The sequence below is a fragment of the Glutamicibacter sp. AGC84 genome (genome assembly GCF_053543575.1).
In genome coordinates this window covers 343961-363712 of the sequence record NZ_JBLVOC010000005.1, presented here as the reverse complement: position 1 = coordinate 363712, position 19752 = coordinate 343961, and the positions used below count along the sequence as shown (strand labels likewise).

General features: G+C 60.8%; 24 protein-coding genes and 1 pseudogene. 15 read left to right on the top strand and 10 right to left on the bottom strand.

Annotation, left to right across the window (positions count from 1 at the left end; all coding sequences use genetic code 11):
- Positions 1 to 67: 67 nt before the first annotated feature.
- Both ACNPN0_RS03550 and ACNPN0_RS03545 read left to right on the top strand, forming a co-directional pair.
- Entirely contained in the window at positions 68 to 955 is an 888-nt protein-coding gene (locus tag ACNPN0_RS03550) for a GNAT family N-acetyltransferase (protein ID WP_388022592.1), read from the top strand.
- On the top strand, positions 952 to 1446 hold the full coding sequence (locus ACNPN0_RS03545; RefSeq protein WP_105661530.1) for a DinB family protein: 495 nt from the start codon (positions 952 to 954) through the stop codon (positions 1444 to 1446). The genes ACNPN0_RS03550 and ACNPN0_RS03545 overlap by 4 nt, the downstream gene beginning before the upstream one ends.
- Here the strand turns inward: ACNPN0_RS03545 and ACNPN0_RS03540 are convergent.
- Positions 1443 to 2180, bottom strand: coding sequence for a hypothetical protein (locus ACNPN0_RS03540; protein ID WP_146112272.1), 738 nt, complete (start codon positions 2178 to 2180; stop codon positions 1443 to 1445). The genes ACNPN0_RS03545 and ACNPN0_RS03540 overlap by 4 nt on opposite strands.
- Before the next feature lie 150 nt (positions 2181 to 2330).
- Here ACNPN0_RS03540 and ACNPN0_RS03535 point away from each other — a divergent pair, with 150 nt between their 5' ends.
- Genes ACNPN0_RS03535 through ACNPN0_RS03525 form a run of 3 tightly spaced genes read left to right on the top strand, consistent with a single transcriptional unit; the run spans position 2331 to position 3714 of the window.
- Positions 2331 to 2762, top strand: coding sequence for a hypothetical protein (locus ACNPN0_RS03535; RefSeq protein WP_105657556.1), 432 nt, complete (start codon positions 2331 to 2333; stop codon positions 2760 to 2762).
- Positions 2763 to 2767: 5 nt separating this feature from the next.
- Positions 2768 to 3055: a transcriptional regulator gene (locus tag ACNPN0_RS03530; protein ID WP_105657557.1), complete on the top strand. Its 288-nt coding sequence runs from the start codon at positions 2768 to 2770 to the stop codon at positions 3053 to 3055.
- Positions 3056 to 3096: 41 nt separating this feature from the next.
- Entirely contained in the window at positions 3097 to 3714 is a 618-nt protein-coding gene (locus ACNPN0_RS03525) for an NAD(P)-dependent oxidoreductase (protein WP_448937678.1), read from the top strand.
- Positions 3715 to 3941: 227 nt separating this feature from the next.
- On the opposite strand, the gene ACNPN0_RS03520 is transcribed toward ACNPN0_RS03525, so the two are convergent.
- The 4 genes from ACNPN0_RS03520 to ACNPN0_RS03505 form a co-directional block, all read right to left on the bottom strand.
- Positions 3942 to 4703 carry an isocitrate lyase/PEP mutase family protein gene (locus ACNPN0_RS03520; protein WP_332728553.1) on the bottom strand — a complete coding sequence of 254 codons (762 nt, stop codon included), beginning with the start codon at positions 4701 to 4703 and terminating at the stop codon, positions 3942 to 3944.
- Positions 4704 to 4832: 129 nt separating this feature from the next.
- Complete coding sequence (locus ACNPN0_RS03515) at positions 4833 to 5309, bottom strand: GNAT family N-acetyltransferase (protein WP_388022598.1); 477 nt, start codon at positions 5307 to 5309, stop codon at positions 4833 to 4835.
- 28 nt (positions 5310 to 5337) lie between these two features.
- Positions 5338 to 5724, bottom strand: coding sequence for a VOC family protein (locus ACNPN0_RS03510; RefSeq protein WP_388022601.1), 387 nt, complete (start codon positions 5722 to 5724; stop codon positions 5338 to 5340).
- Between the two features lie 56 nt (positions 5725 to 5780).
- Positions 5781 to 6260 carry a GNAT family N-acetyltransferase gene (locus ACNPN0_RS03505; protein WP_388022604.1) on the bottom strand — a complete coding sequence of 160 codons (480 nt, stop codon included), beginning with the start codon at positions 6258 to 6260 and terminating at the stop codon, positions 5781 to 5783.
- 235 nt (positions 6261 to 6495) lie between these two features.
- Here ACNPN0_RS03505 and ACNPN0_RS03500 point away from each other — a divergent pair, with 235 nt between their 5' ends.
- Positions 6496 to 6789 carry a Fe-S cluster assembly protein HesB gene (locus ACNPN0_RS03500; RefSeq protein ID WP_105657563.1) on the top strand — a complete coding sequence of 98 codons (294 nt, stop codon included), beginning with the start codon at positions 6496 to 6498 and terminating at the stop codon, positions 6787 to 6789.
- 115 nt (positions 6790 to 6904) lie between these two features.
- Entirely contained in the window at positions 6905 to 7549 is a 645-nt protein-coding gene (locus ACNPN0_RS03495; protein WP_388022607.1) for a CDP-alcohol phosphatidyltransferase family protein, read from the top strand.
- On the opposite strand, the gene ACNPN0_RS03490 is transcribed toward ACNPN0_RS03495, so the two are convergent.
- From ACNPN0_RS03490 to ACNPN0_RS03480, 3 genes are read right to left on the bottom strand one after another with little or no spacing between them, the layout of a single operon-like run.
- On the bottom strand, positions 7546 to 8073 hold the full coding sequence (locus tag ACNPN0_RS03490) for a 2'-5' RNA ligase family protein (RefSeq protein WP_133833671.1): 528 nt from the start codon (positions 8071 to 8073) through the stop codon (positions 7546 to 7548). The genes ACNPN0_RS03495 and ACNPN0_RS03490 overlap by 4 nt on opposite strands.
- Positions 8066 to 8611 (bottom strand): GNAT family N-acetyltransferase, encoded by a 546-nt coding sequence (locus ACNPN0_RS03485; RefSeq protein WP_388022610.1) that lies wholly within the window; start codon positions 8609 to 8611, stop codon positions 8066 to 8068. Before ACNPN0_RS03485 ends, ACNPN0_RS03490 begins: the two co-directional genes overlap by 8 nt.
- A complete protein-coding gene (locus tag ACNPN0_RS03480) occupies positions 8604 to 9362 on the bottom strand; it encodes a class I SAM-dependent methyltransferase (RefSeq protein ID WP_286172152.1) in 759 nt (252 codons plus the stop codon). Before ACNPN0_RS03480 ends, ACNPN0_RS03485 begins: the two co-directional genes overlap by 8 nt.
- 647 nt (positions 9363 to 10009) lie before the next feature.
- Between ACNPN0_RS03480 and ACNPN0_RS03475 the strand changes: the two genes are divergently transcribed.
- The 4 genes and pseudogenes from ACNPN0_RS03475 (at position 10010) to ACNPN0_RS03460 (ending at position 14505) form a co-directional block, all read left to right on the top strand.
- Entirely contained in the window at positions 10010 to 11158 is a 1149-nt protein-coding gene (locus ACNPN0_RS03475; protein ID WP_133833668.1) for an acetyl-CoA C-acetyltransferase, read from the top strand.
- Positions 11159 to 11188: 30 nt separating this feature from the next.
- A pseudogene (locus tag ACNPN0_RS03470) lies at positions 11189 to 12781 on the top strand (fatty acyl-CoA synthetase).
- Complete coding sequence (locus tag ACNPN0_RS03465) at positions 12778 to 13977, top strand: acyl-CoA dehydrogenase family protein (protein ID WP_332489183.1); 1200 nt, start codon at positions 12778 to 12780, stop codon at positions 13975 to 13977. Before ACNPN0_RS03470 ends, ACNPN0_RS03465 begins: the two are co-directional and overlap by 4 nt.
- 63 nt (positions 13978 to 14040) lie before the next feature.
- On the top strand, positions 14041 to 14505 hold the full coding sequence (locus ACNPN0_RS03460; protein WP_388022618.1) for a phage tail protein: 465 nt from the start codon (positions 14041 to 14043) through the stop codon (positions 14503 to 14505).
- Between the two features lie 66 nt (positions 14506 to 14571).
- Here ACNPN0_RS03460 and ACNPN0_RS03455 read toward each other — a convergent pair whose 3' ends face one another.
- Complete coding sequence (locus ACNPN0_RS03455) at positions 14572 to 15435, bottom strand: MBL fold metallo-hydrolase (protein ID WP_332489182.1); 864 nt, start codon at positions 15433 to 15435, stop codon at positions 14572 to 14574.
- A 29-nt stretch (positions 15436 to 15464) separates the two neighbouring features.
- Positions 15465 to 16430 carry an RluA family pseudouridine synthase gene (locus ACNPN0_RS03450; protein ID WP_448937676.1) on the bottom strand — a complete coding sequence of 322 codons (966 nt, stop codon included), beginning with the start codon at positions 16428 to 16430 and terminating at the stop codon, positions 15465 to 15467.
- Positions 16431 to 16797: 367 nt separating this feature from the next.
- Between ACNPN0_RS03450 and ACNPN0_RS03445 the strand changes: the two genes are divergently transcribed.
- From ACNPN0_RS03445 to ACNPN0_RS03430, 4 genes are all read left to right on the top strand, one after another.
- Complete coding sequence (locus ACNPN0_RS03445; protein ID WP_388022623.1) at positions 16798 to 17481, top strand: MSMEG_4193 family putative phosphomutase; 684 nt, start codon at positions 16798 to 16800, stop codon at positions 17479 to 17481.
- 10 nt (positions 17482 to 17491) lie between these two features.
- The gene (locus tag ACNPN0_RS03440; protein WP_133833662.1) at positions 17492 to 18031 is read left to right on the top strand and encodes a DUF3090 domain-containing protein; all 540 of its coding nucleotides are present in this window, start codon (positions 17492 to 17494) and stop codon (positions 18029 to 18031) included.
- The gene (locus tag ACNPN0_RS03435; RefSeq protein ID WP_332489179.1) at positions 18028 to 18795 is read left to right on the top strand and encodes an SCO1664 family protein; all 768 of its coding nucleotides are present in this window, start codon (positions 18028 to 18030) and stop codon (positions 18793 to 18795) included. Before ACNPN0_RS03440 ends, ACNPN0_RS03435 begins: the two co-directional genes overlap by 4 nt.
- 73 nt (positions 18796 to 18868) lie before the next feature.
- Positions 18869 to 19708 carry an alpha/beta fold hydrolase gene (locus tag ACNPN0_RS03430; protein WP_332498461.1) on the top strand — a complete coding sequence of 280 codons (840 nt, stop codon included), beginning with the start codon at positions 18869 to 18871 and terminating at the stop codon, positions 19706 to 19708.
- Positions 19709 to 19752 lie beyond the last annotated feature (44 nt).

The following is a 19752-nucleotide window of genomic DNA, read 5'->3' as shown; positions in this document are numbered from 1 at the left end:
CCCCCCCCTGCCGCGAACCCTTGTCCCATGGCAGGCCCAGTGCTTGAATGGGCCAATGGGCCTTAGAATGCTTACCCCCGCCGCGGCGCGGGTTGCCGACCTCGTCGATGAGCTCGCCAGCTGGCAACGCGATGGCCTGCCCCTGCAGCTGCATCCCGGGGATGTGGGCTGGTACGCAATGCGGGGTCTGGAAATCACGGCGCAAAGCCTGCGGGTCTGGGCGGATCGCGAATCGATTTATGCCATTGGCCTGCTCGATGGCCCGGATCTCATGCGAATGGCCCTGCATCCGGACTACGTCGGCATCCAGCCGCTGGCCGAGCAGATCCACACCGACCTCCTCTCGCCGCAACAGCGGATCTTCCCTTCCTCATCCGCCAGCATCGAAGCCCGCGGCGCGACGGCCTTGGGCCAGGTCCTGCAGGCCAACGGGTGGGTTCCGGGCGAAGCATGGACTCCCTTGCGCCGTTCGCTGGACACTCCGGTGCATCTGCCGGAGCTTACCTTTCGGCGGGTCGATTCCGCCCAAGCCAGCCAATGGATGGAAGTCCACCTCAATGCCTTTCGCGGCGCCGATTTCTCAGCAGAAGACTTGGCGCGTGCGGTGCAGCGCTGGCATACCATGGCCAGTACTCCCATCTATGCCCACGGGCAATGCCTGACCGCCTATGACAGCGACATGAACCCGCTGGCTGTCGCAGCGGTCTGGTCTGCTGGTCCCGGACGGCCAGGGCTGCTGGAGCCCATCGCGGTGCATCCGGCATCCCGCGGCCAGGGGTACGGCACGGCGATCAGCCTGGCGGCCGCTGCAGAACTGCGATCCATGGGAGCATCCAGCGCCTTGGTATGCACTGCCAGCGACAACACTGCCGCCGTTGCCACCTATCTCGCCGCCGAATTCATTGCCGATAACGAATCCTGCGACTGGCATCGCGGGAAGAACGAGGAATCATGAAAGTCTCCGAGCTCCTGTCAGACTTGGCCCAGCGGACAATTGACGCGGCACGCGCGCTTCCGCAGCTGGGCAATGAACAGCTCAACGCGCACCCGGGCAACCACCCCAACTCCATTGCATGGCTTCTCTGGCATTCAGGGCGCGAAGCAGATATCCAGCTCTCGGCGCTGAGCGGTCAGCCTGAACTCTGGGAGCAGTTCCGGGACCGCTTCAATTTGGGCGAGCTCGGCGATTCGATGGGCTTCGGGCACAGCGCCGAGCAGGCTCGCTCGATCATCGTCAACGACCAGCAGCTGCTCCTGGACTATTTGGAGGCGTGCTTTTCCGCGCTCGGCGGCTACGCCTCAAGACTGCGCGAGGACGAACTCGACGAAATCATTGATCGAAGCTGGGACCCGGCGGTTACCCGTGGGGTGCGCTTGGTATCGATCATTGACGACGCATCGGTCCATGTCGGGCAGGCTGCCTATGCCGCTGGCGCCTTGGGCTAGGCTGCAGGCAGGCTTTTGGCCCTCTTGGCGATCCACCAGAAGATCACCAGCTGGAGCACCAGTACGATAGCCGAGATGCCGGCATCGCCCCATCCCATCGAATACCCAGCCTGCAAGGTCCCGATTCCACTGGCTACTGGGTAGAATAGCGGCCACAACACCGCGAGGTTGCGCATCATGGCAAAGGCAATCGCGAACAAGATCGCGAAAACACCGAATCCTGCTGCAGCTGCCACCGGAACCGAACCGAGGTGCTGAACCATGAAGCCGAGGCCAGTCAGCGCAATAGCTGGCAACCATCCGAAAGCGCGTTCCCACCGCAGATACAACCATCCAAAGACAAAGAACGGTTCCCACAAGACCAAGAAGTTCGCCGCCAGATGGCTTGCGATATCGGCGCCACTGGCGTTGGCCAAGGTGACCAGCTGGTAGGCGGACCCGGCACCCAGCACCAGGGAAATAGCGAGGGATGCCAGCAGGAGTTTTCTCGTGATCCCCACCCCTGCAAGAGTCTCTCGGCGCCGGTGCAGCACCGTCCAGAGAGGGACAAAGGTTCCGAAGACCAAAATGCCGAGCCAGAGAAAAAGGCTATCAATCGCGGTCCCCGCGTAGTAGCACAGGGAAAACGCCAGCAACGTGGCCAAGGCAATGAGCGTATCGGCTTCAGGTCGCCACGCGAATGCACTCCGACGGTGATCCATGGCTGTTTCAGATCGAGCAGAAAAAGCATTCATGTTGACGTGCCTCGGTGCCGTGGGTGGTTTAGCTGGCTCCGTCCGAGAATAGCAGTTCCTCAACCGTCCGATCATAAAAAGCATGAACAGATAAGGAATTGAAACAAAATACTACTTGCGAATATTGCAACTAGTTGCAAAGATTGAGGCATGAGCCAAGATTCCAGTTCATCCACCCCGCTATCGCCCGGCAAGGCGCAGCAACTGCTGGGCTCGGTCCCCCACCGCCCCCGCCGCGAACTCAAGGCCGTCGATCACGCGATAGCGATCTTGGTTGTTGCCGCATCATTGGCGGCAGGACTACTGGCACTGTCCGGATACGGTTGGATCTCCATAGCGCCAGCAATTATTGCCTTTTTGTCAGCGAATCACTGGTTCGCTGCGCGGCAGCGCCGCATCAATGAACCGCGTTATCCCGGTGCCCGCACGATCCTGGCCATTTTTGCCACCTGGTTGCTCCTGCCTATTTGGCGAAGCATCGTCCATCATGAAACCGCACCTTGGCCTGAAGCGCTGCTGCTGGGAGGCTTCGCACCGATGCTGTGGCTTGGCTACTATCTCTTCCTGTTAATTCGGCGCTGAGCTCCATGAATTACCAAGAACTTGATCCCTTGCTTCTGGCGCCCAAAAGATTCGTTACGCTGGCGCATCTGAGCCAAGTAGAACAGGCGGATTTCGCTGGACTCCAAGCAGCCACGGGGCTGTCCACCGCCGACCTTTCAAAGATCCTCAAGGATCTGGAAAATCGTGAACTAATCCACCTGTCAAAGGAACGCAAAGACCGCTACGGCATCACCCTCGTGTGCCTGTCGGAGAGTGGCCAGCGCACCTTCAAGAAACTGATGAAAACTCTCAACCGTATTGCGGGAGAATAGTGCGGGGCACCTGATGCCTTCACGCTTCAAGGAAAGAACTCATGAAACTCGTTATTATCGGTGGCAACAGCGGAACCGGCGCTGCGCTGGCTGAACTCGCTCGCCAGGCATCCCATGAAGTTACCGTCGTCTCGCGAAGCGGTTCCCGCACCGCGCATGGGCAAATAAATCAGCTCAACGGCGATGCCTCTGATCCTGAATTCGCGGTGCAGGCGATTGCCGGCGCCGACGCCGTAGCTATCACCGTGGGTGGCAGCAAGGGAAAGAAAAATGCCCGCACCAGCGTGACACGCAGTGTTATCCACGCGATGCAGGCGAACGGTCCCCAGCGCCTGCTGATCCAGTCTTCCCTGGGCGCCGGAAACTCCGGTTCGCAACTTCCCGGCGTCATCGGTCTCATCTCCAAAATGCTATTGGCCAAGCCTTTGGCCGACCACACCGAGCAGGAAAAGCTAGTGGAAGATTCTGGCTTGGATTGGAGCATTGTGCGCCCCACCGGATTGGGCAGCAAGCCTGCCCTCGGCAAGTGGACCGCACTGCAAGTTGGTGAACCAGGCCGGCTGGGTGGAAACATTACGCGTGATGATCTTGCCGCGTTCATGCTCGAAACACTTCAAAGCAACCAGAGCATCAGCAAGGCCTACGGCATCAGCAATTAGTTCGGCTGCGGAAAGCCAGGGGCCCTTGACACCCGTTTGGTGCGGGCCAGTCCCGGCAATGCCGGAGCCTGCCGCCAAGGCGAAATGCCCTGGCGGCAGATTTTCCAACTATTCACAGAACACAAATGTCCTATGAGGTGCCGGGCTGTGCCCGGGTTGCCGTTCCTTGATGCAACCCGCGTGCGGCCGTCGCCCGCCTGGCGCGCACTGCCTTATCCGGGGAAGGCTTAGAGCCAAGCTCCGAGCTGCTTGCCGGACATCTCCGCCAACCACATTTGCCACAGCGGTCCGAAGCTCACGCGACGAACCCCTAGCTCACGCAAGGCTGCGAGGTCACCGGCGGGGTGCGCGTTGACTGGGTGGGCCGTCACGTTCACCGGAATGCTGACTGCTCGCACGACCTGCGCAACCTGATCGGCATTGGCCAGGGCCACCGGATACACGCTACGCGCACCAGCCTGCTCCATCAGCTTGATGCGCTCGATTGCCTCGCCCAGCGGGTCTGCGAACTTATCGGCCAGCTTCACTGCATCGGTGCGTCCGTTGATCACGAATTCGATGCCTGCTGCATCTGCTGCTTGGCGGACGCCGTTAATGTAGTCCGCATGCTCCTGGCGTTCACGGACACGGCCGCCTTCACGGTGGAGAACATCTTCGATATTCACGCCGACAGCGCCCGCTGCCGCAACGCGTTCGAAGAGTTCCTTCGGATCCAGGCCGTAGCCGGATTCAACGTCAGCGCTGACCGGCACATCGACACTGCTGGTGATTCGCTGAACCGCGGCCAGATAGTCTGCGAAGTCCATCTTCTCGCCATCTTCACTGCCCAAGGCATCGGCGACGGGGTGGCTTCCGACAGTCAGCGAGGCGAAGCCAGCGGATGCCGCGATGTTGGCGCTGAATGCATCCCACACGGTTGGCATGACCAGCAGTTCACCTGAGGCGTGCTGCTTGGCGAGGTTCTGGGCGAGAGCTGAAATTTCAGTCAAGGATATCTCCTAGAGTCGTGACGGAATCTACCCAGTCTACGGCTCGGAGTCCACGATGGAAACAACTGGAAGATGAACTCCCAGGATTCGGCATGAGCGCTGGAACCAGGCATCATTTCAATCCTATTGCTACTTGCCAGGTAGCGGTTTAACCATGATCAAGCAGGGCGTCCCAGCTCCCCAGAGGCTAGTTTCCTCCAGGGGAAGGAAGCCCTGCTTTTCATAGAATCGCCGAGTTTTCGCGTAGCCGGCATCCGGGTGCGAAGGACCCAGGGTCTTGACCTGCAAGAGCTGCACTCCGCCGGCGAGCGCCTCGGCTTCAATGGCTGCGCACAAAGCCGAACCGATTCCACCGCCGTGGTATCCACGGTCGACCACCATCAGATGGATCTCAACGGAGTGGTGGTAGTGCCGTTCTGCCAAGAGCACACCGAGCACTGCGCCTTGGGCATTGCGAACGGTCCAGGTTTCCTTGGTCCGCGCGGACTGGATGTACTCTGCGTTTGATTCAGGTTGGCCAAACCATTCAGGAACGGTGGCAAGCAACCGCGCAACGTCGCCTGGCACGGGATGGTCCCTGGTTGCTGCAAAGCTGGATTGTTCCACGATGGCTCCTGACCGGATAGTACTTGCGCTAGCTAGATGGGGTCATGATTTCCAGACGATTCCCGAACCCGTCGCGGGCATGGAACCGCAGATATCCTTCAAAGGTTTCGCGCTCTGCCCAAGACAGTTCATAGCCCATGGAATCGATACGGCCAGCGAGGGTTTCCCACTCCTCTACCGAGTCGCAGACCATTCCAGGATGCGCTTTCTTGGCTGGAATGAATGCATCGTCTATGCCCAGATGGATTTCCGCCACAACGGCATCTGCTTTGAAAGCGCGGAACCAGCAACCTCCCCTGCCGGCAAGGGAAGGCGGCTTGGGGACTTCGATTAGCCCCAGGGCTTCACCGTAGAACCGGCGGGCTTCAGCTTCCTGGCCGCGTGGCATCGGCAACTGAACGTGATGGAGTCTCATCTGGTCCCTCTTCGTCGCTGTTGCTGCCAATATACCTGCAAGGAGACTGCCCAGGGCTAGGTTCGGCCAATATTGAAGATCAGGGTTTCAGCCCGTGCGGCGTCGCTGTCTGGATCTTCAACCCGGCGTCCTTCCAGCTTGAATCCGGTCTTTTCAAGGACTCGGATGGAAGCTGCGTTTCTCGCATCGCAGGTTGCACTGATCCGTTCCAAACCAAGATCCTCGAATCCCCGACGGAGCAGGAGTCCAGCAGTTTCGGTGGCGTATCCGTTTCCCCAGTATTCTCGATTCAGGGTGTAGCCGATCTCCCCTGCCTTGGCTTTCCGGTCGGTGACCCACACCGAAGCCGAACCGATGAGAACATCACCGAGCATGACCGCCTGCAAGACCCTATGCGGTTGCCCGAGCAGTGCATCGGCGAGAAATTCCCGGGTGTCGGCCAGTTGGTTGGGTCCCCATGTCGAGTAGTGGCACACCACTGGGTCAGCGGCAAAGGCATGGATTGCAGGCAAGTCCTGCGGTTGAAAATCAGCCAAGCGTATTCCGTGCCCAGCGGCACTCCTGCCGCTGGCTGCCTGAGCGTCGCACATTATTTCTCCTTTGCAGGGCAACGCCAGTCTATGTGTTGGGGCGCACCCTATCGGGCTGGCGGGGTTCAAGTCCAAGCATGTTGCGCAGCTGTTAAGCGGTGTTGAGATTCGTTGCGTTTTTTGGAATCGTGGCACCCACATGCCCTGAACTTGGTATGTCCTCAACCGGAAGGAGAGCCTCGTGCTCGCACTGACCGACCAAGCAGCATCGATCGTGACCGCGATCGTCACCAACCAGGCCGAGGAAGAAACCGCTGGTCTGCGCATCATGCAGGCAGACAGCACCCACCCGGAAGATGCCGCTTTCGGCCTGCAGATTGTCCCCGCTCCCGAAAGCACCGACGGCGTCGTGGCTTCCGAAGGCAGCCCAGTCTACGTGGATGAAGCGATTGCCGACGCTTTGGAGGGCAAAGTACTCGACGCGGCGGTGGATGAGCAGGGTGGCGTAAGCTTCCAGCTCCTTGAGCAGGGCTAATTCTGCACCCTGCCCTTTAGCTTTGGCTGCGGGGGTCGTCCTTCGGGACGGCCCCCGCAGTTCGTTAACAATCTCCCTGCACCAGTACGCTGGACGGATCATATTTGCAGGCCAGATGCCCCGCACCCTTGTATATTGCGACGCAGTGCGTCATCGTTCAACTAAGGGAAAGGGGAAAGCAGTGGAAACGCGCGCGGTACGCAAACATGAGTGGGCGACGATTCCGAACGCCATCACGATTATTCGCTTTCTCCTGGTGGTTCCCATCGTCGGCTATTTGCTGGCCGATACCGAACCGACACTGACAGCGGTTCTGCTTCTCGCCTTCGGCCTGAGCGACTGGGTTGACGGGTTTATTGCCCGCAAGTTCAATCAGGTTTCGCATCTGGGCGTCCTGCTGGATCCCATAGCTGATCGTTTGGGCATCGTGGCTATCGCGATCGCCCTGGTGGCCAATGGGGCGATCCCCTTATGGGTTGGCGTGGCCATTTTCATCACCGACCTGATCCTGCTGTGCACCTATTTCTTCTTGCGCCTGGGCTCCCCGCCGGCTTCCACGTGGCCGGGAAAGATCCGCACCGCCATCATGATGCTGGGGCTGGCCTGCGTGGCGTGTGGCAGGATCCCCGATTTTTCGGTGCTGGCAACACCGGGCGTAGCCATTTTGACTGCCGGTACGGTACTGCATTTATTTGTCGGGTTCGGCTATCTGCGCATCATGCGTGCTTCTGCCAAAGAGCAAGCTGCATCGGCCAGCTAGTCGCGGTTTTCCTGCTGCATTGCTCCGGCCAGGAGCGTCAGTTCGGGTATTCGCGGCTTCCACAAGGCTGCCCGGCAGGCAGTCAGTTCCCTGAGCTGCGTTGAGGCCAGCTCTTCAAGTGCCCGGATATAGTCGGGAACAATTTCGCGTGGCAGCCGCAACCCCATGGTCAGGTGCGGGGTCCACCGCGGTCCCCGCCCATCGGGATTCAGCGCGCTGATTTCCCGGGCTGCCATTTCCAAGGCATCCGTGGTTTCCAGCAGCCACGCAACCGTCTGCTTGCGCTTCGTGCCAAAGACAATAGTGCCCACCCGTTGGAAGCTCGCGGGGATGAGCGCAGGCAGTAATTCTGCCGCCCGCTGCGTCACGACCTCGCTCATGCTGGGCGAAAAGGTAATGGTGATATGCGGAGTCTGGTGTTGCGCGGGGAAGCCGCGCATCTCCAACTGGGCAAAGACCTCCTGTACTTGCTGCTCCTGCTCTGCTGGAAGGTGCAGCAAAATGTTGTCCGGGGACCTACTCATCAAGGTTCTCCTTCCTCATGCTGGTGATCGGGCGCGACCACGTGCGCGCCCATGACTGCTTGTCCCCCACCGCGTAGGTGCTGATTTCTCCGGTCGGCGCATAACCAAGGCTCTTCCAGAACGGTTCAACTTCAGCAGCATTGGCATCGACTATCGAAATCCGGCAGGCGGTGATCAACAGATGATCCTGGATCACATCGAGCACCGCTTCATGGATCTGCTTCCCCAGGCCCCGTCCGTGCCTGGCACCATCGACCATGAGCAATCCGATGTGGACCGTATCTGGTCTGGGCCAGCCGACGATCAGATCCGCGAATCCGGCCAGTTCTTCGCCTTCCCATAGGCCAAGATCAATTTTCTGCTCGGATTGCGCCTTCGGCGGCAGGGCGCTCAATGCCTGAATTGCGGCATCGGATGCAGGCCCGGCACCGGTGACACGTTGCGAATATCCCGGGTTGCTTTCCATCAGCCGTTGCAGGCAAGCTGAATGCTCGATGGAAAGCACGGTAACCGGCAACTTGGAAGGTTGCCTATCCATGAGCAGTCTCCCCGGCCACTTTCCTGATCGCTTCCGCTTCGAAGATCATCAGGGGTTGTTCTCCGTTGAAGCGGTTCTTCTGCCAGTCACCCCAAATTGCGCGAACTTTGAACCCTGCGGCAACTAGATCTGCACTGATCTGCTCGGCGCTGCGGAAAGCCAGGTCCAGCTTTTCGACCAGTACTTCCTGCGAGTGCTCAATCTTGGCATAGGATGTCAAGCGCACGAGTCCCGCACTGGTTTCTTCCGCATCGCTCCACTCGGTCAGCGGACCGAATTGCGTGTCCCGGGTTGCGGTTTCTTCGTCATTCCATTGCTCCCAGGCGCGAGTCGACGGGTTCCTGCTTTCAAAGGCCAGCACGGCCCCGGTCGCCGCGGCAGCGCGGAGTTGTTTCAGGGTTTGCGCCCACTGCGGATCCGGGATGTGCTGGGCTACGTTGCCGGTCATCACCATCAGGTCAAAGGGCCCGCCGTCGATTGCCGAAGCGTCGCCGTCAATCCATGTGACTCGCTCAGCGTTGGGCCGTTGTCTGGCGTAGTCCATCATTACCGGTGAGGGGTCAACTCCAACGACAGTTCTTTGCGCAATGGCAAGCGTAACCGTCAAAAGGCCGGTGCCGGAGCCGAGATCCAGAATCCGGTGCGCTTTGGTTTCAGCCGCTAAGGCACGGTAATAGTCATGATCCGGTCCGTCGGGATTATCCGTATCGTAGAGCGCAATGATTCGTGGATCGTAGTCAGCGAAGCTCACTTGGGCCTGTTCCGTTCTCAAAATTTCCGTCGAGGTGCAGTGTGCTCCATCAATTCTTGCATTGCCTAGGTGCAGCCCGCCCATTGGCAAGTACTTCCATCAGGCGTGTTCAATTCGCCGGACACCACGCCGAGTACTCGCGCCAACACCGAGGGCACCGCGCTCCTGCTTTGACCTTCCAGGACTCCAGCCTTGGCAAAGCGCGGAACCGAATTGGCTGCCTTCTATGCCCTGTCTCCACCTGGCAGCACCCGGAATCACGCCACGAGTTGACCGCGGCCTTGGGCACCGCAGGTCCAGCGGAGGCCGGATGAGTCCCGGCAATGGTTGCAGGCTTCCCGAAGCAAAAACGATCAGACGGTCTTGTGCCCGTGACTCGGCGACGTTTAGCAGGTCCGGGTTGGGGTCGCTGAACCTGGACTGGGCGCTAATCCGGTCGCAGGCAATTTCCCGGCTCGCTTCGCCCGCGCATCCGTTTTCCATTCTGGAGCATATTCTCCAGCCAAGCCGCGCCTATCGGTAGCGAATTTGGAGCTAGTGGCATTTTCCCAAGCCAAGCGTGGCAATTGTGACCTAGACAACCGTTGATGAATTGGGCATTGTTGGTTCAGCAGACGTTTCCTGTCAAAAACTTCCTGGAGGAGCCCATGCCCGAGGCCTACATCATCGATGCGCTGCGTACACCTGTCGGACGCCGGGGAAAGTCTCTGGCGCATATGCATCCGCTGGACCTCGCCGCCGCGCCGCTGGCCGAACTGGTGAACCGCAACAACATTGATTCCGAGCAATACGACGAGATCATCCTCGGCTGCATCGACCAGCTGGGACCCCAGGCCATGGACATCGCCCGCAACGCATGGTTGGCCGCCGGCCTTTCCGAACACGTCCCCGGGACAACGGTAGAACGCCAGTGCGGCTCCGGGCAGCAGGCGATCTCCTACGCGGCCCAAGCAGTCATGAGCGGAAGCAGCGACCTCGTGGTTGCCGGTGGCGTCCAGTCCATGTCGAGCATTCCCCTGTCCTATTCCAACTCCGCCGCCAAGGACTTCGGCTTCCCCGATCCCTACACCGGCTCCACGCTGTGGGCGTCCCGCTACGGCGAGCAGGAAATCTCGCAGTTCCGCGGCGCAGAGATGATGGCAGAACGCTGGAGCCTCACCCGCACCCAGCTAGAGGACTTCGCTGCGGCCTCCCATGAGCGGGCATTGAACGCCCAGGCGCAAGGATACTTCGACCGCGAGATCCTTGCTTTGGATTCCCTGGCTGCAGATGAGGGGCCACGCCCCGTGGACCGTGCCAAGATGCAGTCATTGGCACCGATTGCCGAAGGCGGCGCGCATACGGCAGCCACAGCATCGCAGATGTCTGACGGCGCCGCGATGCTGCTCATTGCTTCCGAGGCCGCGGTCAAACGCTATGGGCTGAAACCCCGCGCCCGCATCCACCACATCTCGGCCCGAGGCGATGACCCGGTCATGATGCTTTCGGCCCCGATCCGCGCCACCAAGCATGCCCTGGCACGCGCCGGGATGGGCATCGAAGACATGGACCGCATTGAAATCAATGAGGCCTTCGCCGCGGTAGTGCTTGCCTGGCAGCAGGAAACCGGCGCCGACATGTCCAAGGTCAACGTCAATGGCGGCGCCATCGCCCTGGGCCACCCCATCGGTGCCACCGGTGCACGGCTGATGACCTCCTTGCTCCATGAGCTGGAACGCAGCGATACCCGCTTCGGCCTGCAGACCATGTGCGAGGGCGGCGGCCAAGCCAACGTCACCATCATCGAACGCCTCTAGCTACCCGCACCCGCCGCAAAGGAAACTACCATGAGTGCATTGCGAGCCACCTCGGCGATGAATTCCGATGACCAGAACACCATGGGCGCGCTGCTGCGCCGCTCGGTGGCCCGCTGCCCCGCGGACAATGCTCTGGCCTTCGGGGAACGGAACTGGACCTACAGCCAGCTGGCCGACGGGGTGAATCGGGTGACTGCCCGGTTGCGGCAGGCAGGCCTGCCGGCCGGTTCGCGAGTTGCTGCCTATGCAGCGAACAGCGACGCCTATGCCATCTTGTTCCTCGCCTGCGCCAGTGCCGGGTTGGTCCACGTGCCGGTGAACTTCGCACTCAGGGGCGACGAGTTGCGCTACCTGCTGCACGATTCCGGGGCCGCACTGGTCATCGCCGATGAGTCCCGCCTCGAACTGGTCCAGGAACTGCGCGATGCCGGCGGCCTGCAGGCAGTCAAGGATGTTTGGCCGCTGCTGCCCGGAACCGGAAACAGCACCAGCGTGCTGGAAACGGCGATGGATGAAAGCGTGGAGGCCGCGCCGCCTGGAGCTGCGGTGGCCGGCACGGATCTGGCCCAGCTGCTCTATACCTCCGGAACCACCTCGGCACCCAAGGGCGCAATGATGACCCATTCGGCGCTGGTGGCCCAGTACGTCTCAGCCATTATCGCCCTGGATCTGGAGGGCACGGACCGGCCCCTGATCGCGATGCCGCTCTACCACTCGGCGGCCATGCACGTGTTCCTGCTTCCCTATCTGTCATTGGGTGCCAGCATCCGCTTGCTCGCCAAACCCGATATCGGCGAAATCCTGGAACGCGTCGAATCCGAACGCATCGGCTCGCTGTTCTTGGCGCCCACCGTCTGGGTGCCTCTGAGCAATCACCCGGATCTGGACACCCGCGACCTGGGCTCGCTGGCCAAGGCGCAGTACGGTGCCTCGATCATGCCGGTAACCGTGCTGGCCCGCTTGCGCGACCGCTATCCGCAGATCGGGTTCTACAACTGATTTGGCCAGTCCGAGCTCGGCCCGTTGTGCACGGTGCTGCGCCCCGAGGAGCACGATGCACGCCCCGCGTCCTGCGGCCGCCCGGTGTTCTTCATCGAAGCGCGCGTGATGACCGCCGAGGGGAAGCTCGCCGATGCCGGTGAGCCCGGAGAGATCCAATACCGTTCTGCACAGGTCATGAGCGGCTACTGGAACAAGCCGGCGGAAACCGAGCAGGCATTTGCCGACGGCTGGTTCCGCTCCGGGGACCAAGTGGTCAAGGACCAGGGCGGCTACATCCAGGTGGTGGATCGCATCAAGGACGTCATCAATACCGGTGGGGTGCTGGTAGCCCCGCGCGAAGTGGAGGACTGCATCTACGAATTGCCCGAAATTGCGGAAGTCGCGGTGGTGGGCATCGATGATGAACGCTGGATCGAGGCGGTGACCGCGGTCATTGTGCTCAAGGCCGGCGCCACGCTCACCGCCGAAGAGGTGCGCGAGCACGTCAAGTCCAAGCTGGCGCACTACAAGGTTCCCAAGCGGGTGGACTTTGCCGCACAGCTGCCCCGCAACCAATCGGGCAAATTGCTCAAGCGCCAGCTGCGTGCCGAACGCAACAAGACTTCGGGCGGCACCCATTGACCCGGGACCCATGGGCACCCTACGACCTGGCCTCGGCTTTGGACATCGATTATCTATCCGCTTTCGATGCTGCCACCGACGAGGATCGCAAGCATTGGGCCCGCGCCCGGCACTACGGAGTAGAGATCCTGCCCAGCATCAACCAGCATTGGGAGAACGCGCATTATCCGCTGGATCTGGTTCGCCGCATGGGCGAACTCGATTTGTTCACCGACGGTCTTGAGATTCCAGGCCACGCCCACTTCTCCCCGCTGGCCGCGGGCCTAGTGGCCATGGAGCTTTCGCGCGCAGACGGTTCGATGGCCGCGGCCGCCGCGGTGCAGGGCGGCCTGGTGCTGCGCAGCCTGAAATTCTTCGGCAGCCCCGAACAGCAGGAGAAGTATCTGGAACCCGTGGCCTCCGGTGAGCTGCTCGGTGGTTTCGCCCTCAGCGAGCCGCATCATGGCTCGGACTCTGTTGGCCTGGATTCCAGTGCCCGGCGCGACGGGGATCACTGGATCATCAATGGCCATAAGAAATGGATCGGCAATGGAGCCGCCGGAGGCATCACCATTGTGTGGGCACGCGACGTCGCCGACTCCCGGGTCAAGGGGTTCATTCTCGACCAGCAGGCCCCTGGCTACGAGGCTTCCCCTGTGCGCGGCAAGGGCGTGCTTCGCGCGATCGAACAGGCAGAGATCCGGCTCACGGACGTTCGCGTTCCTGAATCCGCCAGGCTCACCGGGGCCGGCGCATTCAAGGATGTCTCGCGGGCACTGGTTGAAACCCGGGTGAATGTTGGCTGGTCGGCGCTAGGCCATGCCCAGTTCGTCTTCGAAGCGGCCCTGCAGTACGCCAAGCAGCGCACGCAGTTCGGCAAACCCCTGGGCGCGCACCAGATGGTGCAGGAACGGCTGGCGCAAATGCTCGCCGAAATCACCAATATGCAGTTGCAGTGCGTGGCCGTGGCCGGCGCCCAGGCTGCCGGCCGGTTGAAAGACACGCAAGCTTCGCTGCTGAAGTACCACAACACCCGGGCTGCCCGCCGGGTGGCAGCCACCGCCCGCGACCTGCTCGGCGGCAATGGAATCTTGCTGGAAAATCACGTGATTCGCCATTTCGGCGATATCGAAGCCTTGCATACCTATGAGGGAACCGAGTCTGTGCAGGCATTGATCCTCGGCAGGGACCTGACCGGATTCAGTGCCTTCGGCTAGTTTCGCGGAGTACGATAACAACGAATTACCGAATCCACGGGGCCAACGCCCGAAGGGATGCCCATGCCATACCTTGTCGATTTCAAAGACATATCCACCCACGGTCTTGAGACTTCGCCTGTTGCTGACGCGCTGGCAGGCTTGCGCGCCAACGAAGCGCGCTATCTGAAGAACAAGTTCAACCACGACTTTGCCGTGGAGCAAGCAGACGACGCAAGGGAAGCCATAGCTTGGGTGCACACGATTCTGGCGCAGGAACGCGACTTGCACATCGCATCGAAGCCATTGCAGGCAGCTGTGTTCGAGGCGGATGGCGCCAAGCGCGCCTACGTCTTCTACGCGTCCGGCTTGTCCATCAATGTTCTCTACGGCCTGGATCCCGGCGAGAAGCGCGCCGTGGGCTTCAAGCTTTCCGATGGCATGGCTGTGCCCAGCGAGCTGGAAGGGAAGTTCAAGTTCGCTCGCCAGAAGTCCAAGCTTGCAGGGACCATCCGCGGCTCGTACTTCGTGATCAAGAACGAATACTGACATTTCGCCCATTCCGCCGCTGCCCTCAGTCGAGTGCCGGCCATGAGGTCATTTCGTGCTCTGGCTTCATGCGCCGCGCTTTCCTGGTTCCTTCGCGTTACCCGGCAGCTGCGCGTAGGCATCCTTGGCAGCTTCGAGAAGGAAATCGGCAGGCCACAGTTCTTGCAGCTCTGCAGGGAACGCAATGTCCTTGATTGCCGCACCCTTCTCATGAGCCGAACCCAGGGTCGCGGCGAGCAGCTCGAAGCAGTGCATTTGCCGAACGACGAATTCCCGGTCGACGGGCTCTCCATGGCCTGGAACAATGACGTCTCCCGGCTGGATGCGCGCTAGCAGGGATTGGAGCACCACAGGCCACTTCATCGGATAGGCGCCCGAGCCGAACATCGGTGGACCAGACTGCTCGATGATGTCGCCAAGGAACCATGCCTTGGCATCAGGAATATGGATCGCAAGGTCGGTGTCGGTATGCCCGGCACCCAGCGGGATCAGTTCAACTTCCCGTCCGCCTAGATTTGCCGTGCAGGGTTCGGCCAGCAAGTGGCTAGGCGGCGTCAGCGTTACACCGCCCCAATTCATTTCAGGTTCGAGTTCCGGCGAGCGCTGCACCATTTCAAGCCGGGGCTTCTCGAACTGCTCGAAGTGCGCGGGGATCCGGTGATGGCCGTAAATCGGGATTCCCCGCTGGGCAAAGAGCTGGTTGCCGAAGGTGTGGTCATAATGCGCGTGGGTGTTGATCACGGCAACGATCGGCAGTCCGAATTGCGTTGTGGCTTCGTCAAGGATTTCTTGTGCTTCGGGTGCGTTGTTGCGGGTATCGATGATCGCCACGCCTTGCCCGCCGAGCACCGCTCCCACGGTAATATCCAACGGATCATATCTGCGCTGGAATACTCCCTCGGCAACGTGCTTCCAGGGTCCTTCAGCCATCTTTTCCCCTCCCGCCAGCCTTGCTTGGGCTATAGCCCCGCCTTCAGCAACTGCTTCCAGCGCTGCGGCATGGGTGCCTCGATCACCAGTTCCTGGCCATCGGGCTTGGGAATCACCAGCTTAGTCGCATGCAGGAACAGCCCGCGACCCCCAAGCTGTTCGACGCGGCGGTTGAACTTCGCGAAGCCATACCGGTCGTCTCCTGCAATCGGATGGCCTTCGCTTTGCAGGTGGACCCGGATCTGGTGCTTGCGTCCGGTCATCAGCTGCACATCCAGAATGGTGGCGCGCTGGCCTACGCGCTGCTTCACGGTGACTTGGGTTTCGGCTCGCTGCCCGTTCGGATCAACCACGACCTTGTCGGCACGGCGCAGCAGCGGCGAGTGGATCGATTCGGTCTTGTAGCTCCAATGCCCGGCAACGAGCGCAAGGTAGTGGCGTTCTATCTCCTCTTCGCTCTCCCGAAACATCTCATGCAGGTAGCGCAGCATGCTCGGGGTCTTCGCCAACACCAGCAGCCCGGAAGTATCGCGATCCAGCCGGTGGCTCAATTCCAGGTCCGGCAGCTCGGGGCGCAACTGGCGGAAAGCTTCGATAACCCCCGCAGGAACATCGGTTCCCCGGTGCACGGCGACGCCGGCAGGCTTGTCAATCACCAGGACGTCCTGGTCTTCGTGCAGGACGCAGTTGCGTAGCCGCTTGAGCAAGGGTGCCGGGACATCGAAGGCTGGTGCCACGCCCTGTTCTGCATATAGCGCCGGCAGCGTGATCTGGTCGTTTACGGCTAGCCGGTAGCCTTCCTGGACTTTCTTGCCGTTGACACGCAGTTGCCCTTTGCGCATCAGCCGGAAAAGCTGCCCGGCGGGCACCGTCTTGAGCTGGACCCGGAGGAACTTCTCGATCCGCCGGCCAGCATGCTCGCCGTCGACATAGATGGTGCGTGTCTTGGAATCAGACCGCTGTTCTGACGCTGGCTGCTGGAGGACTCCAGACAAGAATTATCACTCCGTTTATAAGACCACATCCAGTGGTGGATCATGGCGTCGCCGCTTTCGACGAGTCATTTGCAAGGGACTTCCGGGAGCTGCCGCCCCGAATTGGCCAACTTTCATGGTACCCCGATGCCGTGAGCCGGTACGAGCAAAGGCGCTGTTATGAGGACTGAACTCACACCTCGCCCGGCGCTCATCGAGCCATAGCGTTCGCTCGGCGAACCAATGATCAGCCCTGGCCCTCGCGTTGCAGCAAGGGTGCAACGGGTGAAGGTACCGCACCTCCAGAACCTGCCGGGCTCTTCGAAGCCCCGGACCTGTTTTCAGCCCAGGAGTCGCTTGCCACCATCTCCATGACTAGGCTGGGTTCATGGCCACAGTAATCCTTGTGCGGCACGGACGCACTACCGCCAACGCCACCGGCGTACTGGCCGGACGCACCCCCTCAGTATTCCTCGACCAAACCGGCGAAGAACAGGCGATTCGTACCGCCGAACGCCTAGCAGCGCTCCCCTTGGCTGGCGTTGTCTCAAGCCCGCTGGAACGCTGTGTGCAGACGGCGGAGTTCGCCATGCAACGGCAAAGCCCAGCGGAGCAATTGCTGATTGAACCCGAACTCTCGGAATGCGACTACGGCCAGTGGCAAGGCCGCACGCTGCAGGACTTGGCCGCCGAAGACCTCTGGAAAACAGTGCAGTCAGCTCCGTCCTCGGTGACCTTCCCGGATGGCGAATCCATGGCCGGAATGCAATCCCGGGCAGTAGCAGCCATCAGGCGCCATGACGCGGCCATCGAGGCCGAACATGGTGCCGGAGCAGTATGGGCAGCCTTCAGCCATGGCGATATCATCAAATCGATACTGGCTGACGCGCTGGGAATGCATTTGGATCTGTTCCAGCGACTGAATGTGGGCCCGGCTTCCGCATCAATTGTGCACTACGGGACCGGTGCGCCTCGCGTGTATTCCATCAACACCGACGCCGGAGACCTCTCCTGGCTAGCCCCAGGAATCAAGACAACCGACGCCCCAGTCGGCGGCGGAGCAGGACACTAAGGAGAGCGAAATGACGGCAACAGTCAACGAATTCAATTGGCCAGACCGCATTGTCATTGGCACCATCGGCGAGCCCGGGTCCCGCACCTTCTACCTCCAGGCAAGAGCCGGCAAGGAACTGTCCAGCATCGCCTTGGAAAAACAGCAAGCCGCGGTGGTTGCCGAGATGATTGACGAGATTCTCGATCAGCTCTCCACCGTCAAGGGCAACCCCTTCAGCGTTCCCGAACATACTCCGGTGGAACTGGTTGACAACGATCCGCTGGAAGAAGTCAACGAGTCCTTCCGGGTGGGTTCCATGAATCTCGGATGGGATGCCACCGTAGCGCAGGTAGTTCTGGAAGCCTTCTCCTTGAACGAAGAAGATGAAGCCGACTTTGATCCAGATGGACCGGGCGCGCTCCTGCGCGTGCGCATGCCCGTAGGCACTGCACGCGCTTTCGCCATGCGCACCCACGAGATCGTGGCTGCTGGGCGGCCTATGTGCGCCAACTGCGGTTATCCGATTGATCCGGATGGGCACACTTGCAAAGATGAGAACGGCGAATGAGCTCTCCCGATCTGCTGACCGCGCAGCTGGAACTCACCGGCCGCATCACCACCGCCTCCAACGCAACTTTCCTGGGCAGCATCGGCGAGAACAGCGTGGTCTACAAGCCCATTGCTGGCGAGAAACCCCTCTGGGATTTTCCCCAAGGCACCCTCGCATACCGCGAAGTTGCCGCCTTCCTCGTATCTGAAGCCCTGGGCTGGAACCTCGTCCCGCGCACTTGGCTGCGCGAAGGGCAGTTTGGCGAAGGCATGGTGCAGCTATGGCAAGAAGTTGATCGAGGACAGCACCCAGTAGACATCGTAGCCGCGGACATGGTGCCAGCTGGCGGTTGGAAGACCATTCTGCATGGGCAGGATGAATCGGGGCGGCAGATGACGTTGATCCACGAGGATACACCTGCGCTGCGGCGCATGGCGGTCTTCGATGCACTGGTCAACAACGCAGACCGCAAGGGCGACCACGTTCTAGCCATGCCCGGTGGCCACCGCTACGGAGTCGATCATGGGCTCTGCTTCAACGCAGAGCACAAGCTGCGCACCGTGCTTTGGGGTTGGGTTGGCCAACCGCTGGGTGAAGAAGAACTGGCCGGCCTCCGGACGGTCAGCGAAGCCCTGCACGCAGAACTTGGCCAAGAACTGACCAACCTGCTAGACGATGAAGAAATCGCGGCGCTCGCCGAGCGCTGCGCTACCCTGTGCAGCGAAGGGCACTTCCCTGCTCATAGGGGGCAGATGCCCGCCGTGCCCTGGCCGCTCTTCTAGAACTCCGATTCCTATTGACCCCAGGACGGCAGGCAAGCCATCCTTGGATTCTGATAGCAAAGGCAGGTCGCGCATGGGAACGGTTGAAGCCAACGGTGTGGAGCTCGGTGCCGAATCCTTCGGCAGCAAAAGTGATCCATTGGTTCTCCTCATCGGCGGAACCACCATGCTTGCTTGGCCAGATGCCCTGTGCCAGGCTCTGGCCGCTGGCGGGCGCCATGTGGTTCGCTACGACCTGCGGGATTGCGGTGAATCAACGGCCGGGAACCCGATGAAACCCGATTACAACCTGCGCGATCTGGCCTCGGATGCCGCAGCGCTGGCCAGATTACTGGATAACCGTCCAGCGCATGTAGCCGGTATCGGAGTCAGCGGCATGATCGCGCAGATTGCGGCGCTGGATCATCCCAAATCATTTGGCGCCCTGACGCTGATAGGCACACGACCAGTAGCTCCCGGTCCGGTAGACAAAGATTTGCCAGATCATGACCAGGCAACCATGGGCAAGCTGTTGTCCCGCCCTATGCCGGATTGGGCAGACCGCGCGGCCGTTGCCCAATTCTCCGCCGAGGGTTCGCAAATTCTAGGCAATGATCCAGAAGTTGCCATGGACTTGGCCTCCCGCATCTGGGACCGTACGGCCAGCGCAGAGCCCGAAGCCCATCTGGCAAACCAGATCGGGATCGTCTTTTCCAAGCTGGACTGCACTCCGCGCTGGCGCGAGCGGCTGTCCGAGCTCGATATCCCCACCTTGGTGGTTCACGGTGCAAAGGATCCGTTTTTCCCCGTCGGCAACGGCATAGTGCTAGCCGAAGAAATCCCGAACGCTTCCTTGCTCGTCCTTGAAAACGCTTCAACTGCCATTCCGTCTTCGGCGATCTCCGAGGTAGCTTCTTCGATGCTGCTGCTCTAGGAACGTAGCGATGCAATTCCTAGTCACAGGGCAATATAGGCTGT